Origin of the sequence: Mycolicibacterium doricum (assembly GCF_010728155.1) — a bacterium.
Lineage (GTDB): Bacteria > Actinomycetota > Actinomycetes > Mycobacteriales > Mycobacteriaceae > Mycobacterium > Mycobacterium doricum.
Genome location: NZ_AP022605.1, coordinates 3,452,026 through 3,471,745, shown reverse-complemented (window position 1 = coordinate 3,471,745; position 19,720 = coordinate 3,452,026). Strand labels below are relative to the sequence as shown.

The 19,720-nt window shown below is 68.4% G+C and carries 19 protein-coding genes; 6 read left to right on the top strand and 13 right to left on the bottom strand.

Features of this window, described 5'->3' with window-relative positions:
• Nucleotides 1–2: 2 nt before the first annotated feature.
• Complete coding sequence (locus tag G6N07_RS17000) at nucleotides 3–1,382, bottom strand: FAD-binding oxidoreductase (protein ID WP_085191931.1); 1,380 nt, start codon at nucleotides 1,380–1,382, stop codon at nucleotides 3–5.
• Nucleotides 1,383–1,445: 63 nt separating this feature from the next.
• On the opposite strand from G6N07_RS17000, the gene G6N07_RS16995 reads away from it, so the two are divergent.
• On the top strand, nucleotides 1,446–1,889 hold the full coding sequence (locus G6N07_RS16995; protein WP_085191929.1) for an SRPBCC family protein: 444 nt from the start codon (nucleotides 1,446–1,448) through the stop codon (nucleotides 1,887–1,889).
• A 72-nt stretch (nucleotides 1,890–1,961) separates the two neighbouring features.
• On the opposite strand, the gene G6N07_RS16990 is transcribed toward G6N07_RS16995, so the two are convergent.
• Nucleotides 1,962–2,717, bottom strand: a complete 756-nt coding sequence (locus tag G6N07_RS16990; RefSeq protein ID WP_085191952.1) for an Rv3717 family N-acetylmuramoyl-L-alanine amidase — start codon at nucleotides 2,715–2,717, stop codon at nucleotides 1,962–1,964.
• A 110-nt stretch (nucleotides 2,718–2,827) separates the two neighbouring features.
• Here G6N07_RS16990 and G6N07_RS16985 point away from each other — a divergent pair, with 110 nt between their 5' ends.
• From G6N07_RS16985 to G6N07_RS16975, 3 genes are all read left to right on the top strand, one after another.
• Nucleotides 2,828–3,160, top strand: a complete 333-nt coding sequence (locus G6N07_RS16985) for a YbaB/EbfC family nucleoid-associated protein (protein WP_085191927.1) — start codon at nucleotides 2,828–2,830, stop codon at nucleotides 3,158–3,160.
• Between the two features lie 11 nt (nucleotides 3,161–3,171).
• Nucleotides 3,172–3,783 carry a recombination mediator RecR gene (recR, locus tag G6N07_RS16980; protein WP_085191925.1) on the top strand — a complete coding sequence of 204 codons (612 nt, stop codon included), beginning with the start codon at nucleotides 3,172–3,174 and terminating at the stop codon, nucleotides 3,781–3,783.
• A 102-nt stretch (nucleotides 3,784–3,885) separates the two neighbouring features.
• Nucleotides 3,886–4,794: a type IV toxin-antitoxin system AbiEi family antitoxin gene (locus G6N07_RS16975; RefSeq protein ID WP_085191923.1), complete on the top strand. Its 909-nt coding sequence runs from the start codon at nucleotides 3,886–3,888 to the stop codon at nucleotides 4,792–4,794.
• On the opposite strand, the gene G6N07_RS16970 is transcribed toward G6N07_RS16975, so the two are convergent.
• Complete coding sequence (locus tag G6N07_RS16970) at nucleotides 4,791–5,507, bottom strand: type 1 glutamine amidotransferase (RefSeq protein WP_085191921.1); 717 nt, start codon at nucleotides 5,505–5,507, stop codon at nucleotides 4,791–4,793. The genes G6N07_RS16975 and G6N07_RS16970 overlap by 4 nt on opposite strands.
• Entirely contained in the window at nucleotides 5,500–6,765 is a 1,266-nt protein-coding gene (locus G6N07_RS16965) for a Mur ligase family protein (protein ID WP_085191919.1), read from the bottom strand. Before G6N07_RS16965 ends, G6N07_RS16970 begins: the two co-directional genes overlap by 8 nt.
• Nucleotides 6,766–6,835: 70 nt before the next feature.
• On the opposite strand from G6N07_RS16965, the gene G6N07_RS16960 reads away from it, so the two are divergent.
• On the top strand, nucleotides 6,836–7,828 hold the full coding sequence (locus G6N07_RS16960) for a DEDDh family exonuclease (protein WP_085191917.1): 993 nt from the start codon (nucleotides 6,836–6,838) through the stop codon (nucleotides 7,826–7,828).
• Nucleotides 7,829–8,017: 189 nt separating this feature from the next.
• Here the strand turns inward: G6N07_RS16960 and leuA are convergent, their stop codons facing one another.
• From leuA to G6N07_RS16915, 9 genes are all read right to left on the bottom strand, one after another.
• The gene (leuA, locus tag G6N07_RS16955; protein WP_085191915.1) at nucleotides 8,018–9,832 is read right to left on the bottom strand and encodes a 2-isopropylmalate synthase; all 1,815 of its coding nucleotides are present in this window, start codon (nucleotides 9,830–9,832) and stop codon (nucleotides 8,018–8,020) included.
• A gap of 169 nt (nucleotides 9,833–10,001) precedes the next feature.
• Complete coding sequence (locus G6N07_RS16950) at nucleotides 10,002–10,676, bottom strand: type II toxin-antitoxin system RelB family anti-toxin (RefSeq protein ID WP_163784239.1); 675 nt, start codon at nucleotides 10,674–10,676, stop codon at nucleotides 10,002–10,004.
• A 10-nt stretch (nucleotides 10,677–10,686) separates the two neighbouring features.
• Nucleotides 10,687–11,874: an NAD(P)/FAD-dependent oxidoreductase gene (locus G6N07_RS16945; RefSeq protein ID WP_085191911.1), complete on the bottom strand. Its 1,188-nt coding sequence runs from the start codon at nucleotides 11,872–11,874 to the stop codon at nucleotides 10,687–10,689.
• Nucleotides 11,871–13,187, bottom strand: a complete 1,317-nt coding sequence (locus tag G6N07_RS16940) for an FMN-binding glutamate synthase family protein (RefSeq protein ID WP_085191909.1) — start codon at nucleotides 13,185–13,187, stop codon at nucleotides 11,871–11,873. The genes G6N07_RS16945 and G6N07_RS16940 overlap by 4 nt, the downstream gene beginning before the upstream one ends.
• Nucleotides 13,187–13,879 carry a protein glxC gene (locus G6N07_RS16935; RefSeq protein WP_085191907.1) on the bottom strand — a complete coding sequence of 231 codons (693 nt, stop codon included), beginning with the start codon at nucleotides 13,877–13,879 and terminating at the stop codon, nucleotides 13,187–13,189. The genes G6N07_RS16940 and G6N07_RS16935 overlap by 1 nt, the downstream gene beginning before the upstream one ends.
• Complete coding sequence (locus tag G6N07_RS16930) at nucleotides 13,867–14,763, bottom strand: class II glutamine amidotransferase domain-containing protein (protein ID WP_085191905.1); 897 nt, start codon at nucleotides 14,761–14,763, stop codon at nucleotides 13,867–13,869. Before G6N07_RS16930 ends, G6N07_RS16935 begins: the two co-directional genes overlap by 13 nt.
• A 27-nt stretch (nucleotides 14,764–14,790) precedes the next feature.
• Nucleotides 14,791–16,101: a type III glutamate--ammonia ligase gene (glnT, locus tag G6N07_RS16925; protein WP_085191903.1), complete on the bottom strand. Its 1,311-nt coding sequence runs from the start codon at nucleotides 16,099–16,101 to the stop codon at nucleotides 14,791–14,793.
• A 114-nt stretch (nucleotides 16,102–16,215) separates the two neighbouring features.
• A complete protein-coding gene (locus tag G6N07_RS16920; RefSeq protein WP_085191901.1) occupies nucleotides 16,216–17,469 on the bottom strand; it encodes an ammonium transporter in 1,254 nt (417 codons plus the stop codon).
• A gap of 177 nt (nucleotides 17,470–17,646) precedes the next feature.
• Entirely contained in the window at nucleotides 17,647–18,246 is a 600-nt protein-coding gene (locus G6N07_RS16915) for a nitroreductase family protein (protein WP_085191899.1), read from the bottom strand.
• A gap of 103 nt (nucleotides 18,247–18,349) precedes the next feature.
• Between G6N07_RS16915 and G6N07_RS16910 the strand changes: the two genes are divergently transcribed.
• Nucleotides 18,350–19,615, top strand: coding sequence for an aspartate kinase (locus tag G6N07_RS16910; protein ID WP_085191897.1), 1,266 nt, complete (start codon nucleotides 18,350–18,352; stop codon nucleotides 19,613–19,615).
• Nucleotides 19,616–19,720: the final 105 nt, after the last annotated feature.

Below are 19,720 nucleotides of genomic sequence, written 5' to 3'. Positions count from 1 at the left end.
ACTCATCGTCTCTGCACCGCTTTGGCATACAGATCCAGCAGACGTGCATCAGGGTCGTACGCCTTCTTGACCGTCCTGTACGTCTCACCCCCGTAGAGTTCCTCGAACTCGTCGCGGGAGTAGTACGCGTCCGAATACAGCGATTTGTGCCCGTCGAGTTCACTGACCTTGCGCTCGATGAGCCTGTTGGTGTGCCCCTCCTCCGGGCCGACCGGCACCGACGACCAAAAGCCGACGTTGACGTAGGTGTGCCGCGGTCGGATGGGATACAGCGGCCAGCTGGTGTCGTCGCGCAGCTGCAACGGGCACAGCCAGATCGGCTCGATCGGCACGTTCTTCAGGAACCAGGTGAGGAACTCGGCGGTGCGTCCGATCGGCACCTCGATGTCCTGGACGACGCGTTCCCGGGGTGGGCGGCCGTTGCGGATCTCGATGCGGTCGGCGATCCCGAATCGCTGGTCGTAGCCGATCAGCTTCCAGTAGAAGCTGCTGCGGCGGTAACGGTGTGGCCAGAATCGCCGGATCTTCGGGTTCTGTGCACCGAATGCCCGTGAGCACCAGAACCAGTCGGTGTCCCAGCGCCACAGGTAGTCGTGGATGGTCAGCCGGTCGCGCTTCTCACCGTCGGGGTGCTGGATCGACCGGTAGTAGATCTGCTGGCCGGTGTAGTCGCTGACCGACCCGGGCATCTCGGTGCGGACACCGACGCACAGGTAGCTCTCCTCGGCGCTGAAGACGACCCCGTCGAGGTAGTCGACCGGTTCGCCGTCGAGACCGCCGGTCTCGACGATGCGGTCCATCACCTCCACCAACTCGGTGAGCGACCGGGAACGCAGATGCCGCAGCGCCACGAACGGTTTGACCGGTTCGAGTTCGATCTTCAACCGAACCGAGTATCCGAGCGTGCCGTAGGAGTTCGGGAACGCATGAAAGAGATCCGGGTGTTGGTCTCGGCTGGCGGTGATGACGTCACCCGCACCGGTCAGGATGTCCATCTCCAGTACCGACTCGTGCGGCAGGCCGTTGCGGAACGAGGTGGACTCGATACCCAACCCGGTCACCGCCCCGCCGAGGGTGATGGTCTTGAGCTGAGGCACCACCAGCGGCGCCAGACCGTGCGGCAGCGTTGCGGCGACGAGATTCTCGTAGGTGCACATACCGGCGACGTCGGCGGTGCGGGCGCCGGGGTCGACCGCGATCACGTCGGTCAGGCCGGATACGTCCAGTCCCTTCGCGGTGCTCTTGGCGCGAGCACGGAATAGGTTGGAGGTGGGTTTGGCCAGACGCACGGTGGCGGCCGGGGGAATTGCCCGGTAGCTGGCGAGTAGCCGCTCCACGCCGTCGGCGTGAGCAGCCTGTGCGTCGGTCGGAGCAACAGACACAGATATACGCTAGTCCGCGGCCGCAGCCGCGGCGACCGCACCGCGACGAAGGAGTGTCACATCATGGGACAGGTCAGCGCGTCGAGCACCGTCATGATCAACGCCGAACCGGCCGCGGTCCTGGCAGCCGTCGCCGACTACCAGACCATCCGGCCCAAGATCCTCTCCGAGCACTATCGCGACTACCGGGTGCTCGAAGGCGGTCAGGGCGCGGGAACCGTCGCCACCTGGAAACTGCAGGCCACCAAGTCCCGCGTGCGTGACGTCAAGGCCACCGTCGACGTCGCCGGCCACACCGTCATCGAGAAGGACGCCAACTCCACACTGGTGACCAACTACACCGTCGCGCCGGCGGGCCCCGGCTCCTCGGTGACGGTCAAGACCTCGTGGACCGGCGCCGGCGGCGTCAAGGGCTTCTTCGAGAAGACGTTCGCGCCGCTGGGCCTGAAGAAGATCCAGGCGCAGGTCCTCGAAAATCTCAAGCGTCAGGTGGAGCAGGGCGCCTGACGCGCCGTTGCGGCACAGCACGCACGAAGCGGCGAGGCTCACGAAACGGCGAGGCGCACGAAACGGCGGGGCTCACGAAACGGCGAGGAAGGCCGCGATGCCGCGCACGACCGCGTCGGCGTAGCGCTGCCTACCTTGGGCCGTCTTCATCACCGCAGAGTCGGCCGGGTTCTTCATGTTGCCCAGTTCCACCAGGATCGACGGGTACTGGGCGAGGTTGAGCCCGGCAATGTCGCTGCGGGGATTCAGGCCACCGGAACCGATGTAGGTCGACGGGACGAAGCCCGATCCCGAGAGTTGATCGCGCATGACGCGGGCGAACTGCACCGCCGGACCGGCTTGCGCCTCGTTGAGCGGGGGTGAGGAGTACAGCACGTGGAAGCCGCGTCCGGTCGACGGCCCGCCGTCGGCGTGGACGGACACGATCGCGTGGGGCCGGATCGAGTTGGCCAGGGCGGCCCGCTCGTCGACGCAGGGGCCCAGCGCGTTGTCGTTGCCGCGCGACATCGCGGTCCGCACCCCCAGCGCGGTCAGGGCCTGGCGGATGCGCAGCGTGGTATCCCACGCGAACGTGTGCTCTGGGTAACCGTCCTCGGTCGACGTCCCGCTTGCCTGACAGTCCTTCGTGCCGCCGCGGCCGGTGGGCACCTGCCTGCTGATCGAAGCGTCGTTGGCGCCGTTGTGACCAGGATCGAGGAAGACGATCTTTCCGGCCATGTTGGCGGGAGCGGCGGAGGCGGGAGCGGCGAACGTCGTCGTGGCGATCATGGAGGCGGCGATGAGCAGGCTGGTGGCGATCGCGGCTCCGACACGCAGGCTGGCAGGCACGGGCGCCACCGTAGCCGGGGCGCGGACTACGCTTGAACCCCGAAGCGCCGGATAGGGGCGACAGAGACCAAGTCGAGACCAAGGCGACATCAACACGCAAGGGGACAGGCATGCAACCCGGTGGCCAGCCCGATATGTCCGCACTGCTTGCGCAGGCTCAGCAGTTGCAGCAGCAACTCATGGAGGCGCAGGAGTCGCTCGCCATCTCCGAGGTGCACGGTCAGGCCGGTGGCGGTCTGGTGCAGGTCACGATGAAGGGCAGCGGCGAGGTCACCGCGGTGGCCATCGACCCCAAGGTCGTCGACCCCGACGACGTCGAGACGCTGCAGGACCTCGTCGTCGGCGCGATCGCCGATGCCGCCAAGCAGGTCACCATCCTCGCGCACGACCGGCTCGGGCCGCTCGCGGGCGGAATGGGCGGCCTGGGCATCCCGGGCCTCTGAGTTGCTGCTGCATGTTTGAGGGCCCCGTACAGGATCTGATCGACGAGCTCGGCAAGCTGCCGGGGATCGGCCCGAAGAGCGCTCAGCGGATCGCGTTTCACCTGTTGAGCGTCGAGCCGCCGGATATCGACCGGTTGACCGCCGTGCTGAACCGGGTTCGCGACGGGGTCAAATTCTGCGAGGTGTGCGGCAACGTCTCCGACGCCGACCGCTGCCGCATCTGTAGCGATCCGCGGCGTGACGCGTCGCTGGTGTGCGTGGTCGAGGAGCCCAAGGACGTGCAGGCCGTCGAGCGCACGCGGGAGTTCCGCGGCCGCTACCACGTGTTGGGCGGGGCGCTGGACCCGTTGAGCGGCGTGGGGCCGGATCAGCTGCGCATCCGTGAGCTGTTGAACCGGATCGGCGAGCGGGTCGACGGTATCGACGTGGCCGAGGTCATCATCGCCACCGATCCGAACACCGAGGGCGAGGCGACTGCCACGTATCTGGTGCGGATGCTGCGCGACATCCCCGGGCTGACCGTCACGCGGATCGCCTCGGGGTTGCCGATGGGCGGCGACCTCGAATTCGCCGACGAGCTCACGCTCGGCCGCGCGTTGGCCGGCCGCCGCGCGATGGCCTGATTTCTTTTCCCCCAAACGAACAAACGGGCGGACTTGTGCGAGTGAATGTCGCCATTTCGTCGATCTCGGCGGGGTGTCAGACCCGTCGACGACCATGCGGCCATGACTGAGGTATTCCTGGGCGCAGAAGCCCTCGGCGGCGGCCTGCCGCGCAGCGAGCTGCGGCGCTGGTATCGCCCGATATTCCGTGGTGTGTACATCCCGAAGAACGCCAACCCGACACTGCGGGACCGGACCTTCGCCGCATGGCTGACGTCGGGACGGGCCGGCATCGTGACCGGGGTCGCCGCATCTGCATGGCACGGCGCGGACTGGGTCGACGATCACGAACCGATCGAGATTCTCGTGCACGAACGACGCAAGCAGGCGGGCCTCTTGGTGCGGATGGACCGCGTCGCCGACGACGAGATGATCATCTCCGACGGTGTGCGACTGGCGACGCGGGCGCGCACCGCCTTCGACCTGGGGCGGTATCAGAAGCGGGCCGTTGCCATGGGTCGGCTCGACGCGCTGATGCGGGCAGCGCCGTTCGAGCCCAAAGACGTCACGGCGTTGATCGACCGCTACGGCCCGGTGCGGGGTGTCCGCCAGTTACGGCAGTTGCTGCCGCTGATCGACCCGGGCGCGGAGTCACTCAAGGAAAGCTGGTTGCGATTGCTGTTGATCGACGACGGGTTCCCGATTCCGCAGACACAGATCCCGGTGACCGACGAAAGCGGCGAACCGTTCGGCTTCGTCGACATGGGGTGGCGAGACCTGCGGTTGGCGGTCGAGTACGACGGCGACCACCACCGGAGGAGCCGGCGGGTGTACGTCAACGACATCCGGCGGTTGGAGAAGATCCGGCGGTGCGGCTGGGAGGTCGTTCGGGTGATCAACGAAGACCACCCCGGCGCGGTGCTCGCCCGCGTGCGGGAGGCGTACAAGCGTCGCGCCGAGATCGACGAAATGCCCGCATCGTCTCGGCCTTCGGCACCCGTTCGTTCGTTTGGGCGACAGGCGGCCGCCTAGGCCCGACGGGGCGCCGCCAGACGTTCCCGCCGCAGCCGCGCCACCTCGTCGAGGTCCAGCGGTGGCAGGTCGCCGACGACCTTGCTCAGCAGGTGGTCGGCCAGCTCGGGGTTGCGGGCCAGGCACGGCCCGTGCAGGTAGCTGGCGACGACGCTGCCCTGCACCGCCCCGTCGAAGCCGTCACCGTCGCGGTTGCCCGCACCCTTCTCGACCCGCGCCAGCGGCGCCGCATCGGTGCCGAGAGTTGTTCCGCCCCTGTGGTTTTCGAAGCCGGTCAGTTTGTCGCGCAGTCCTTCGGCCAACGGCTGGGACACCACTTCGCCGATCGTACGGGCGGGTTGCGGGGTTGTCGTCACGTCGAGCATCCCGACGCCGTCGACCCGTTCACCCGAAGAGGTCTCGTACCAGTGGCCGAGCACCTGGATCGCCGCGCAGATCGCGAGCACCGGAGCCCCGCGCGCGGCGGCCTGCTGCAACCCGGGATAGCGCTGCAGGTGTTTGGTCGCCAGCCGCTGCGCGTAGTCCTCGGCGCCGCCGAGGGTGTAGAGGTCCAGTTCGGCGGGCACCGGATCGGCCAGCGTGATCTCCACGACCTCGGCGGCGATGCCACGCAACCGCAACCGCTGACGCAGCACGACGGAGTTGCCGCCGTCGCCGTAGGTGCCCATCACGTCGGGCAACACCAGCCCGATCCGCACCGTCGAGTCAGCCATGTTGCCCCCGGTCGCGCCGCTCCTGCCCTTTGGCGCCGCGATTCAACCGCCTGTCGAGCTGCAGGAACGCCGTGTAGTTCGCGATCACCTCGACGTGGCCGGGGGGACAGGACTTGATCGCGGCGAGGGTGTCATGCGCCAGTGTGTGCTCGACGCCCGCGTATCCCAGCCGCACCGCCAGGTCGGTGCCGCGTTCCCCGGCGGCCACCACCTGCGTGTCCTCGAAATGCTCGAACCGCACATCCCACAGCCACGACAGATCCTCGCCGTCGGGCACCTGCCCGTTGACCGCGATCACCACCCCGGCGCCGTGTTTGTCGACCATCGACAATGCCTCCTGCCAGCCGGCGGGATTCTTGGCCAGCAGCACCCGCGCCGTGTGGTCACCCACGCGCACCGTCCGGTACCGCCCGGCCACCTCGTCGACAGTTTCGACAGCGGCCACCGCGGCCGCGGGTTCGGCGCCCATGGTCACCGCCGCGGCGACGGCCTGCGCAGCGTTGCCGCGGTTCACCGCACCGGGTAGCGCCAGCGTCATCGGCAGCGAAAGTCCGTCCGGTCCGTGGATATGGGTGTCGTCGTACCACCACTGCGGTGAGGGCCGCTTGAAATCGGTGCCGGTGGAGTACCAGTCGCGGCCGTCGCGGACGATGACTTCCCCAGAGCGTGGGCAGCTCACCGAATCGTTGGCCCAACTCCCGCCGGCGGCCACCCACACCACGCGCGGATGGTCGTATGCCGCCGACGTCATCAGCACGTCGTCACAGTTGGCCACCACGACCGCCGACGGATGGCGGGCCAGACCGCTGCGCAGGGTGCGTTCGATGTGGTTGATCTCGCCGACCCGGTCGAGTTGGTCGCGCGACAGGTTGAGCAGTACGACGACCGACGGATCGACCGCGTCGGACACGTGCGGTACGTGCATCTCGTCGACCTCAAGCGCCGCCAGCGTGGCCGTGCGGTCGGCGGCGAGCGCGGCGACCAACCCGGCGTCCATGTTCGCGCCCTCGGCGTTGGTGGCGACCGCACCGAGGGTGCCCAGCGCGGCCGCGGTCATCCGGGTGGTGGTGGATTTGCCGTTGGTGCCGGTGACGACGACCGTCCGCCGGCCGGCGCCGAGCTGACGCAGGATCGACCGGTCCAGGGTCATCGCGACGAGCCCGCCGATCATCGCGCCCGCACCGCGGCCCGTGACACGTGACGCCCACCGGGCGGCAGCTCCGGCCGCCAGCGCGGCGCGTCCTCGAGGGGTGACCATCCCCGGCAGTTTAGGTGCCCGACACGCGCCGCTGCGATCCGAGATTGTCGGAGGAGCGTGCCACGCTGAGGTGGTGAGCCACGGTTGGGGTAGACCGGCGGTCGATACCGGTACAGGGTGGGCCGTCGTCGATGTCGAGACGTCAGGTTTCCGGCCGGGGCAGGCGCGCATCGTCAGCATGGCCGCACTGGCGGTGCGTCACGACGGCACTGTCGAACGAAGCCTCGCCACGTTGTTGAACCCGGGTGTCGACCCGGGACCCACACACGTGCACGGGCTGACCGCGCAGATGCTCGAGGGTGCGCCCCGCTTCGGCGACGTCGTCGCCGACCTCGCCGAACTGCTGCGCGGTCGCACGCTCGTGGCACATAACGTCGGTTTCGACTACTCGTTCCTGACCGCGGAGGCCGAACTCGTCGGTGCCGAGCTACCCGTCGACTCGGTGATGTGTACGGTTGAACTCGCGCGCCGCCTCTGCCTCGGCACCGAGAACCTGCGGCTGGAGACGCTCGCCGCGCACTGGGGTGTGCCGCAGCTCAAACCGCATGATGCGCTCGACGACGCCCAGGTGCTCGCCCAGATCCTCAAACCGTCGCTGGCCCGCGCCCGCGAGCGCCGGGCCTGGCTGCCCACTCGTCCGGTGAGCCGGCGGCGCTGGCCCAACGGCCGCGTCACCCACGACGACGTGCACCCGCTCAGGTCGGTGGCCGCGCGCATGCCGTGCCCGTACCTCAACCCCGGCCGCTACCTGCCGGGCCGCCCGCCGGTGAAAGGGATGCGGGTGGCGGTGGCGGCCGAGGTCACCCGCACCCACGAGGAACTGATCGAGCGAATCGTCGCGGCCGGGCTGGCCTACACCGACGCCGTCGATCTCGACACCTCACTGGTGGTCTGCAACCAGCCCGACGCCGAACAGGGCAAGGGCTATCAGGCGCAGGAGTACGGCGTCCCGGTGCTCTCGGACGCCGACTTTCTGCGCGCGCTCGACCACGTGGTCGGAGGCACCGGGATCGAGGAGTTTTTCGACGCCACCACGGTGGGCGATCAGTTCGCGCTGTTCTGAGCCGGGACGCATGGGTGCGCCACCGCCAGCCACCTGACTGCTCAGCCGCAGACCCCGTCAGCCCTCGGCGGACCAATTCGGCGGCCCCCAAAGCACTTCGGTTTCGGGCTCGCGACGGCGACAGTCACCCGCGCACGTTCTCCCCGGCGACTACGGCTCGGCGATCTTTGCGATCGGTGCGAGCAGAACTCAGCTGCGGGCGGCGCGGTTCACCGCCGACACCACCGCGCGCAGCGAGGCGGTCGTGATCGACGTCGCGATGCCCACACCCCACACCGTCTTGCCGCCGACGGAGGCCTCGACGTAGGCCGCGGCCTGCGCCTCCTCCCCGGCGGACAGCGCATGCTCGGAGTAGTCCAGCACGCTGATGTCGAAGCCGATCGCGCTCAGCGCGTCGACGAACGCCGCCAGCGGGCCGTTGCCCGCGCCGACGATCTCGCGTTCGACGCCGTCGACCTTCACCACCGCGGTGATCGTGTCGGTGCCCCCGTCGACCTCCGCGGCGTCGACGCGCTGACGCATCCGCTCCAGCGGCCGGACCGGGGACAGGTATTCCTGGGCGAAGACGTCCCACATCTCCTTGGGTGACACCTCCCCGCCCTCCCCGTCGGTGATCTTCTGGATCGCCTGGCTGAACTCGATCTGCAGGCGGCGCGGCAGCACCAGGCCGTGGTCGGCTTTCATGATGTAGGCGACGCCGCCCTTGCCGGACTGAGAGTTCACCCGGATGACCGCCTCGTAGGTGCGCCCGACGTCCTTGGGGTCGATCGGCAGATACGGCACCTGCCAGAGGATGTCGTCGACGTCCTTGTCGGCGGAGTCGGCGTCGAACTTCATCGCGTCCAGGCCTTTGTTGATCGCGTCCTGGTGGCTACCGGAGAACGCCGTGTACACCAGATCGCCGCCGTAAGGGTGACGTTCGTGCACCGGCAGTTGGTTGCAGTACTCGACGGTGCGGCGGATCTCGTCGATGTTGGAGAAGTCGATCTGCGGGTCGACACCACGGCTGAACAGGTTCAGTCCCAGCGTCACCAGGCATACGTTGCCGGTGCGCTCACCGTTGCCGAACAGGCAGCCCTCGATGCGGTCGGCGCCGGCCTGGTAACCCAATTCGGCTGCGGCAACGGCGGTTCCGCGGTCGTTGTGCGGATGCAGGCTCAGGATGATGCTGTCGCGCCGAGCCAGGTGCCGGTTCATCCACTCGATGGAATCGGCGTAGACGTTGGGTGTCGCCATCTCGACGGTGGCGGGCAGGTTGACGATCAGCGGCACCTCGGGGGTGGGTTGCACGACGTCGGCGACCGCGTTGCAGACGTCGACCGCGTACTCGAGTTCGGTGCCCGTGTAGGACTCGGGGGAGTACTCGAACCGCCACAGCGTGTCCGGGTGCTTGGCGGCCTCCTCGACGCACAGGCGGGCGCCGTCGACGGCGATCTTCTTGACCGCCTCGCGGTCGGCACGGAACACGACGCGACGCTGCAGGATCGACGTCGAGTTGTAGAAGTGCACGATTGCGCGCGGCGCACCATGGCACGCCTCGAACGTGCGGGTGATCAGTTCGGGCCGGCACTGCGTCAGCACCTGGATAGTGACGTCGTCGGGAATCGCACCCTGTTCGATGATGTCGCGGACGAAGTCGAAATCGGTCTGGCTGGCTGACGGGAAGCCCACCTCGATCTCCTTGTATCCCATGCGCACCAGCAGGTCGAACATGCGGCGCTTACGGGCGGGGCTCATGGGGTCGATCAGCGCCTGATTGCCGTCCCGCAGGTCGACCGCACACCACATCGGCGCGGTGTCGACCACCTTGTCGGGCCAGGTGCGGTCGAACGGCGCGGGCGGTTCTCCCCCTGGAACTTCACTGGCGAAGCTGCGGTACCGGTTGACCGGCATCGACGAGCCCCGCTGGGCGTTCCACCCCGGCTGGCCGGGATGCGGCGGCCCGGACGGGGTGGTGATGGCGCGGGCGGACGAGTAGGCGTCTGCGGATTCAGAGGTGTTCATGATCGATCGCTCCGGGATTTTGACGAGGGACTCGACCGGCGCATCACGAAAACCCGCGACGGGAAGCCGGTCTGGTCAGACCCCGCCGCGGCGGCCGAGAAGGAGCGCCCGCTGCACAAACATGGTGAGCCCACTGTAGCGTGCCGAGGCCCGCCGCCCCAAATGGCGGTTAGACGGCGGAGTCCGGGAACGCGATGACCGACAGGAACCGGATCGGCAGTTCGACCAGATCGACGGGCCCGTGCGCACCTTCGCCGTCGATCTGCAGCGAGTCGCCCGGATGCAGTCGGTACACCGACCGGCTGTGGCTGTAGTCCATGACGCCTTCCAGCATGTAGATGAACTCGGTGCCCGGGTGCTGGAACAGCGGATATGTCCTGCTCTTCTCCGACAGTGTGACCTCGAGGCACTCCAGCCTCTTGTGTTCACCGCGCAACGAACCCAGCAGCTGGTAGTCGTGGCCCTCCTTGGTTCCGTTGCGCACGATTCGCGCGCCAGTGCCCGCCTTGACGAACGCGGCGGGCCGCTCGACGTCCGCGCCGCGGAACAGGCTGGTGACCGGCACGTCGAGACCCTTGGCCAGCAGGGCCAGCGCCAGCAGGGCCAGCGTGGACAGGCTGCAAGACGTCTGCGCGTTCTCGATCTTGCTCATCATCGCCTTGGAGATACCGACCCGGGCGGCCATCTCCGCGACCGTCAGTCCGTGCTGCTGACGGAGTCGGCGCACGTTGCGCCCGATCGCCGCCTCGAACTCGGTCTCCTCAAGTGGTTCGCGCGGGTCACGCTCGCGTGCGGTGCCGGACCTGTTGCGCAGCAGCGGCACATGGTCCTCGGAGGAGCTCACAGCACCCTGTCTAGCGCATCTCGCCCGCGCCGACGTACGGGTACGGCGTGCGGAGCAGGTCCCCTTCGGCGAAGCGGGACAGCCGGAAGTCGGTCTCGGGAATCCGCGGGTCGGCACTGTGCCCGTCGACGATCAGGTCCGCCACGAGCCGGCCGACCGCCGGCGCGATCTTGAAGCCGTGGCCGCTGAACCCGGCCGCGACGACGAGGCCGTCGAGGCCGGCGCGCGAGATCACCGGGTTCCAGTCGGGGGTGACGTCGTAGCAGCCGGCGTAGCTGCTGGTGATCGAGGCGTCGGGGAATCCGGGGAACCTGGTGCCCACCTTTTCGACGGTGATGTCGACGAAGGCGTCGGTGGCGCGGTCGAGGTAGGCGTCCGGGTCGGCCTCCTGGTCGTCGGACAGGTCGCTGTTGCCGAACAGCAGGGTGCCGTCGGGTTCCGGCCGGATGTACTGCAATGACACCAGGTCGGAGAAGACCGGGCGCGGACCGAGCTCCACGCCGGGGTCGATGAGCACGATCTGCTCGCAGACCACGCGGATCGGCACGTCGATCCCGTGCCGGGCGAGGAACGGCCGGGTCCAGGCGCCGGTCGCGACGACCACGGTCTCGGCCCAGAGTTCTCCGCCGTCGGCGAGCGCCACGCCGGTGACGCGGTCGCCGTGGGTGATCAGGCGGTGGACCGCGGTGCTTTGGCGCACCCGCACGCCGGCCGATCGTGCGGTGACCGCGAACGCCTGCGCGGTCTGGTGCGCGTCGCCGTATCCGCCGCGCGGCTCCCACCCGAACGCGGCGAACGGCGTGAGGTCCGCGAACGGCCACATCCGGGCGACGTCCGCGGCGTCGATCTCCTCGGTCTGGACACCCACGGCGCGCTGCGCGGCGAGACTTTTGCGCATCGAGTCCACGTTCGGTTCGCCCACTCCGACGACGTATCCGGTCTGGCGGAAGCCGATGTCGGTGCCGAAGATCTCCTCGGCTTTCTCGAAAACCTCCAGCCCGACGGTGGCCATTGCGGCCAGTGAGCTGACGCCGTAGTGGCAGCGCACGATGCCACTCGATTTGCCCGTCATGCCGGAACCGACGGTGTGACGTTCGGCGACGATCACATTAGTGACCCCGCGCTCGGCCAGCGCCCAGGCGGCCGCGGCACCCTCGAGGCCGCCGCCGACGATGACGACGTCAGCCGTCTCGCTCATCGGAGCCCGGCTCCGGGGATCCAGTTGGTACCGGCCAGGGGGATGCGCGCCATCGCGGCCGCCTCGATGGTGACGGCCACCAGATCCTCGGGCTCCAGGTGGCAGACGTGGGCCTTGCCGCAGGCGCGGGCGATCGTCTGCGCCTCCATCGTCAGCACCCGCAGGTAGTTCGCCAGCCGCCGGCCCGCCGCGGCCGGATCCAGCCGGGCGGCCAGCTCGGGGTCCTGGGTGGTGATGCCGGCCGGATCGCGGCCGTCCTGGAAGTCGTCGTAGAAGCCTGCGGCACTGCCGATCTTCTCGTACTCGGTGGCGTATCGCGGATGGTTGTCACCGAGCGCGATCAGTGCCGCCGTGCCGATCGCCACCGCGTCCGCGCCCAGTGCGAGCGCCTTGGCCACGTCGGCGCCGGTGCGGATACCGCCGGACACGATCAGTTGTACTGTGCGGTGCACACCGAGTTCCTGCAGCGCCTGCACCGCTTGGGGGATCGCCGCCAGCGTGGGGACGCCGACGTGCTCGATGAACACCTCCTGGGTCGCGGCGGTGCCGCCCTGCATCCCGTCGACGACCACGACGTCTGCGCCGGCGTGCACCGCGAGCTTGACGTCGTAGTAGGTGCGGGTGGCGCCGACCTTGACGTAGATCGGCTTCTCCCAGTCGGTGATCTCACGCAACTCGTTGATCTTGATGGTGAGGTCGTCGGGCCCCGTCCAGTCCGGGTGCCGGCACGCCGACCGCTGGTCGATGCCCTGCGGCAGGGTGCGCATCGATGCGACGCGCTCGGAGATCTTCTGGCCCAACAGCATTCCGCCGCCACCCGGTTTGGCGCCCTGGCCGAGCACCACCTCGATCGCGTCGGCCTTGCGCAGGTCGTCGGGATTCATGCCGTAGCGCGACGGCAGGTACTGGTACACCAGGTGTTTGCTCTGTCCGCGTTCCTCCGGCGTCATGCCGCCGTCACCTGTGGTGGTGGAGGTGCCCACCTCGCTGGCACCGCGGCCCAGCGCCTCCTTGGCGTGGCCCGACAGCGCGCCGAACGACATCCCGGCGATCGTCACGGGGATGTCCAGGTGCAACGGGTATTTGGCGTGCCGAGCGCCCAGCAGCACGTCGGTGGCGCACTTTTCGCGATAGCCCTCCAACGGGTACCGCGACATCGAGGCGCCGAGGAAGAGCAGATCGTCGAAGTGGGGTAGTGCCCGTTTGGCGCCCCACCCGCGGATGTCGTAGACGCCGGTGTCGGCGGCGCGTTGGATCGCGGCGATGGTGGCACGGTCGAAGGTGGCCGATTCGCGCAGTCCCCAGCTGCTCATCAATAGCTCCCTGTGTTGTCGACGTGGAAGTGGTAGAGCTCGCGGGCGGAGCCGTAGCGGGTGTAGGCCGCGGTATCGTCGCCCCCGAATCCGGCTGCCTTGAGCAGCGTTGCGAGCTCCTCGTGGTGTTCGGCGCGCATCTCCTTGGCCACGCAGTCCGCACCCAGCGACGCCACCGGACCGCGCACGTAGAGGCGGGCCTCGTAGATCGAGTCGCCGAGTGCCTGACCTGCCTCACCGCGCACGACCAGCCGGCCCGCCTGGGCCATGAAGGCGCTCATGTGGCCGATGTCGCCGCCGACGACGATGTCGATGCCCTTCATCGAGATCCCGCACCGGGCGGCGGCATTGCCCTCGACGATGAGCAGTCCCCCGTGTCCGGTGGCACCGGCCGACTGGGACGCGCTGCCCTTCACCCACACCGTGCCGCTCATCATGTTCTCGGCGACACCGGTGCCGGCGTTGCCGTCGATGACGACGTCGGCGTGCTGGTTCATCCCCGCGGCGTAATAGCCGACGTGCCCCTCGACCGTCACGCGCACGGGGGCGTCGAGCCCCACGGCGACGTTGTGGGCGCCGTCGGGATTGCGGATCAGGAAGTCCCCGGCCAGATTTTTCCCGTGCAGGGCGGCGTTCACCTCGCGCAGCGTGGTGGTGCGGAGATCGAAGGTCGTCACCGTCAACGCGTCCATGCGTACACCACCTCCGGTTGGGGCTCCCAGATCGCGGCGTGCTCAACGCCGGGCAGTCCCGACAGCGCGCGGTACTCACTGGCCATCGCCACCCAGTCCGCGGTCTCGGCGATCACCGCGGGCTTGCAGGCGATCGCGTCGCGCACGACCGCGAAGGAGTCGCGGTTGGACACCAGCAGGGTGTAGAAGCCGTCGAACGTGGCGCACAGCTCCTTGAGTGCGGTCTCGACGTCACGACCGGCGGCCAGCTGGGTGGCGACGAAACGGGCCCCGACCTCGGTGTCGTTCTCGCTGTCGAACTCCACACCGGACCAGCGAAGTTGGCGCCGGACGGTGGCATGGTTGGCGAACGATCCGTTGTGCACCAGGCACTGGTCGGGTCCCACTGCGTACGGATGCGCACCCGAGGGGGTGACCGCCGACTCGGTGGCCATCCTGGTGTGGCCGACGCCCTGCCAGCCCTGGGCCCCCGACAACTCCCAGGCCTCGGTCAAGCCATGGGGATCCCCGACACCTTTGAGGACCGCCAGGTCGTCGCCGAAACCGGCGACCAACGCCGCGGGAAACGCCGCGCGCGCCGCGGCGAGCAGCGCCTCCGACTCGACCTGCGCGGTGAGCAGGTAGGTGGCGTCGAGGACCGTCACCGACACCGGCACCCCCAGTGCCGTCCCCACTGCCTCGGCCACCGATCCGGGGGATGCGCCGATCTCCAGCAGCGAGACACAGCCGTGGCCGGGCGGCGTCCAGGTGGGGTCACCGTAGACGGCGACACCCGCGGAATCACTTCCCCGGTCGGACATCTCGCACAGCATCCCGGTGAGCAGTTCACCCAGCCGTGGATGGAGTTCGGGGTTGCGCAGGTGCAACCCGACGATCCCACACATGTGTCGCTCGCTTTCGTCGTCAGGGCTTCAGAACGCCGTCAGGTACTGGTCGACCTCCCACGGGCTGACCGTGCCGTGGTAGTCGAAGAACTCGCGTCGTTTGAGGTCGGCGAAGTAGCCCGCGACGCCCGGACCTGCAGCATCGAGGATCCCGGAGACCACGGGATCGCCCGCCAATGCCTCGACCGCGTGCAGCAGGGTCGGCGGCAGTGTCGAGCGACCCTGCACCACCGCGCCGACCTGGCCGGGATCGGCCGAACGCTTGATGCCGTCGATGCCGGCGCCCAGCGCGGCCGCGACCGCCAGGTACGGGTTCGCCGATCCGTCGCCGCCGCGCAGTTCGACGCGTTGGGCGTCGGGTACCCGAATGTAGTGGGTGCGGTCGTTGCCGCCGAAGGTGGCGCTGCGCGGCGCCCACGACGCGCCCGATGCGGTGCTCGTCGCCCCGGTTCGCTTGTAGGAGTTGACCGTCGGGGCGATCACCGACTGCAGCGCACCGGCGTGGTCGAGGATCCCGCCGATGAAGGCGTACGCGGTGTCCGACAGGCCGAGGCCCCGGTCGTCGGAATCGCAGGGGAACACCGGGGTGCCGCCCCTGGTCAGCGACAGGTGGAAGTGCAGGCCGCTACCGGTGCGGTCGCCGAACGGTTTGGGCATGAAGGTCGCCACCATGCCACGCTCAGCGGCGATCATCGACAGCAGGTAGCGCAGGGTGATGACGCGGTCTGCTGTGGTCAGCGCGTCCGCGAACTCGAAGTTCTGCTCGAACTGCCCGTTGCCGTCCTCGTGGTCGTTGGCGTAGTTGGACCAGCCCAACTGGTTCATCGCCGAGGAGATCGCGGTCAGGTGGTCGTACATGCGGGTGACCCCACGGGCGTCGTAGCAGGGCTGGGCGGCGGTGTCGGCGGCGTCGGCCGTGGCGAGGCTGCCGTCGGCGTTGCGGGTGAGCAGGAAGTACTCGACCTCCGCGCCGACCCAGGGCTCGAACCCGGCATCGGCGGCCTGCTCGATGACGGTCTTGAGGATGACGCGGGGTGCGTACGGCCACGGCCTGCCCTCGACATGGGGATCGCAGTGCACGATCGCCAGGCCGTCCTTGACGAACGGAATCGGCGTGAAGGACGCGGTGTCCGGGATCGCGATCAGGTCGGGGTCTTTGGGCTCCTGTCCGATCGCGCCCACCGCGTAACCGGCGAAGCCGACGCCCTCGGTGGCGAGCTGCTCGACAGCTTCGACAGGAACCAGCTTGGCGCAAGGCTTTCCGCGCAGATCGACGAACAGCGCCAGGATGAACCTGGTGCCGGTCTCCTCGGCGAGGACGGCGAGATCGGTCGGCATTCCAGTTACCTCTGTCTCTTAATAAGAATCACAGTATCACTGCAGGAAACTCGACGGACATGCGAGCGCGGCCGGCGCAGAGGTGTGCGCACCCCGCGCCGGCCGCCGTCGGGGTCAGACGGGTTGCATATCGTACGAGGACTCGCGGTGGAACTTGGCGTCGATGCCCTGCTCTTCATCGTCGGGCGAGATGCGGATGCCCACGGTCTTCTTGAGCGCGAAGGCGATGAGGTACGCCACCGCGAACGAGTAGAGCATCACCGCCGCTGCGGCCACGGCCTGCCTCCACAGTTGGTCGATGCCGCCGCCGTAGAACAGGCCGTTGACCCCGTTCGGCATACCCTCGCTGGCGAAGAATCCGATCAGCAGCGTGCCGATCACGCCGCCGACGAGGTGCACCCCGACGACGTCGAGCGAATCGTCATAGCCGAAGCGGGACTTCAGTCCGACCGCGTACACACAGACGGCGCCGGCGATACCGCCGACGAAGATCGCGCCGATCGGCGTGACCGCGCCGCAGGCGGGGGTGATGGCGACCAGCCCGGTGATGGCCCCCGATGCGGCGCCGACGCCGGTGACGTGACCGGTCTTGATCTTCTCGATTGCCAGCCAAGCCAGCACCGCGGCGCAGGTGGCGACGAACGTCGTGACCATGACGATGGCCGCGGAATTGCCGGCGGACAGTGCGGACCCGCCGTTGAACGCATACCAGCCGGCCCACAGCAGGCCGGCGCCGAGCAGGGTCAGCGGCACGTTGTGGGGTTTGCGCAGCTGACCGAACATCGCCGACTTGCCGAGCACGATCGCCACGGCGAGCGCCGCGGCACCGGCGTTGATGTGCACCGCGGTGCCACCGGCGAAGTCGATCGCGCCGAGGGTATTGGCGATCCAGCCGCCGACCGAATTCTCGGTCACCACGCCGTCGAAGGCGAACACCCAGTGCGCGACGGGGAAGTACACCAGCACCGCCCACAGCGTGGCGAAGCCCATCCAGGCGCCGAACTTCATCCGGTCGGCGACCGCGCCGGAGATCAGCGCGACGGTGATCGCGGCAAACAGGGCCTGGAAAACGGCGAAGAGGCTGATCGGCAGGCCGTCGACGGTGGTCATCGGCTCCAGCAGGTCGGTCATGCCGGCGAACTCGGTGAAGCTGCCGACGAACCCTCCGTAGGAGGTGCCGAACACCATCGAGAAGCCGAACAGCACCCACAGCAGCCCGACGGCTGCGACGGCCCCGAAGGTCATCATCATCATGTTGGTCGAGCTCTTCACGGAGACCATGCCGCCGTAGAACAGCGCGAGACCGGGGATCATCAGCGTGAGACCGATGATGCAACACAGCATGAAGGCTGTGGTTCCTGTATCCATGTGAAACCTTTTCTGCAGTAAGCGGCCCACGGCAGGCCGATCACTGGCAGTAACCGATGTTTCCGTTACAAGCGCAGGGCCGTTCGTGTTGCGAGGGCGTTAATTGTGTCCCGGAGCCGAAACCGCTGGGACCATCGAATCGGCCGCGAGGTGAGCCGGCCGAAGTCTCGGCGTGACTCAAAGCGCCGGATTGCCCCACGTGCCGGCGAATGCGACAAGCTCAAGGGGCAATCGCTCCCGGGGCCGGGAGTCGCGCTCGACGACGGCCTCGTCGGCGCGAGAGTAGTCACCGATCCGCCCGATCGCGACGACGGCCAGCGGGATGACTCCCTCGGGGATGCCAAAGCTCTGCCGCGACGCCTCGACGTCGAATCCCGCCATCGGATGGATGATCAGCGACCGGGACACCGCCTCGACGCTCATGGTGGCGATCGCGGCGCCCGCGTCGAGCGCGGCGTAACGCGCGGTCCGTTCGTCGTCTCCTTCGTCGGCGCAGACCAGGATCAGCGCGCTCGCCCCCCGCGCGTAGCTGTTGCCTCGACGTAGCAGCCCGCCGAGCGCCTCGAACGTCGAGTCGCCGCGGCGCCCGACGACGAACCGCACGGGTTGCCGGCCGCCCCAGGATGCCGCCCAGCGCGCGGCCTCCAGCACCGCCGTCAGCTGCTCGTCGTCGAGTTCGGCGGACGGGTCGAAGGCGCGCGGGCTCCAGCGGCCGGCGATGTCGGGGTGGATGGGTACCCGGGTGTGCGCGGTGCGGTCGGACGGCGGGTTGGCCACGCACCGACGCTACCGGGTTGGCCTGCGGCGCGACGGAGGGAAGGACAGGTGCTCGTAGCCCTTATCCTTGGTGGGACTTTTTCCCGTGCGAAAGGCTAGTTCCGTGGCGCTCGTCGTCCAGAAATACGGTGGCTCCTCGGTGTCGGACGCCGAGCGCATCCGCCGCGTCGCCGAACGCATCGTCGAGACCAAGAAGCAGGGCAACGATGTGGTCGTCGTCGTGTCGGCGATGGGTGACACCACCGACGACCTGCTCGACCTGGCGAAGCAGGTGAGTCCGGCGCCGCCCGCACGCGAGCTGGACATGCTGCTCACGGCCGGTGAACGCATCTCCAACGCACTGGTGGCGATGGCGATCGAGTCGCTGGGCGCACAGGCCCGCTCGTTCACCGGCTCCCAGGCCGGTGTGGTCACCACCGGCACCCACGGCAACGCCAAGATCATCGACGTCACCCCGACCCGGCTGCAGTCTGCGCTCGACGACGGCCAGATCGTTCTGGTCGCCGGATTCCAGGGTGTGAGCCAGGACACCAAGGATGTCACCACGCTAGGTCGCGGCGGCTCGGACACCACCGCCGTCGCCGTCGCCGCGGCGCTGGGCGCCGACGTGTGCGAGATCTACACCGACGTCGACGGCGTCTACACCGCCGACCCGCGCATCGTGCCCAACGCCCACAAACTCGACACCGTCAGTTTCGAGGAGATGCTCGAGATGGCGGCGTGCGGCGCCAAGGTGCTCATGCTGCGCTGTGTGGAGTACGCCCGCCGCTACGACCTGCCCATCCATGTGCGGTCGTCGTACTCCGACAAACCCGGCACCATCGTCAAAGGATCGATCGAGGACATCGCCATGGAAGACGCCATCCTGACCGGAGTTGCCCACGACCGCAGTGAGTCGAAGGTCACCGTCGTGGGCCTGCCCGACGTCCCCGGTTACGCCGCCAAGGTGTTCCGCGCGGTCGCCGACGCCGACGTGAACATCGACATGGTGCTGCAGAACATCAGCAAGATCGAGGACGGTAAGACCGACATCACGTTTACGTGTGCGCGCGACAACGCCCCCGGTGCGGTGGAGAAGCTCACCTCGCTGCAGGACGAGATCGGGTTCACCCGCGTGCTCTACGACGACCACATCGGCAAGGTGTCGCTGATCGGCGCAGGAATGCGCAGCCATCCCGGCGTCACCGCGACGTTCTGCGAGGCACTGGCCGAGGTGGGCGTGAACATCGACCTGATCTCCACCTCGGAGATCCGGATCTCGGTGCTGGTGAAGGACACGGAATTGGACAAGGCCGTCGCCGCGTTGCACGAGGCGTTTGGCCTGGGCGGTGACGAAGAGGCAGTCGTCTACGCGGGGACTGGTCGGTAGACCGGGCGAGCGAAGCGACGGGGGATCTGACATGGGGCGAGCGAAGCGACGGGGGATCTGACATGGGGCGAGCGAAGCGACGGGGGATCTGACATGGGGCGAGCG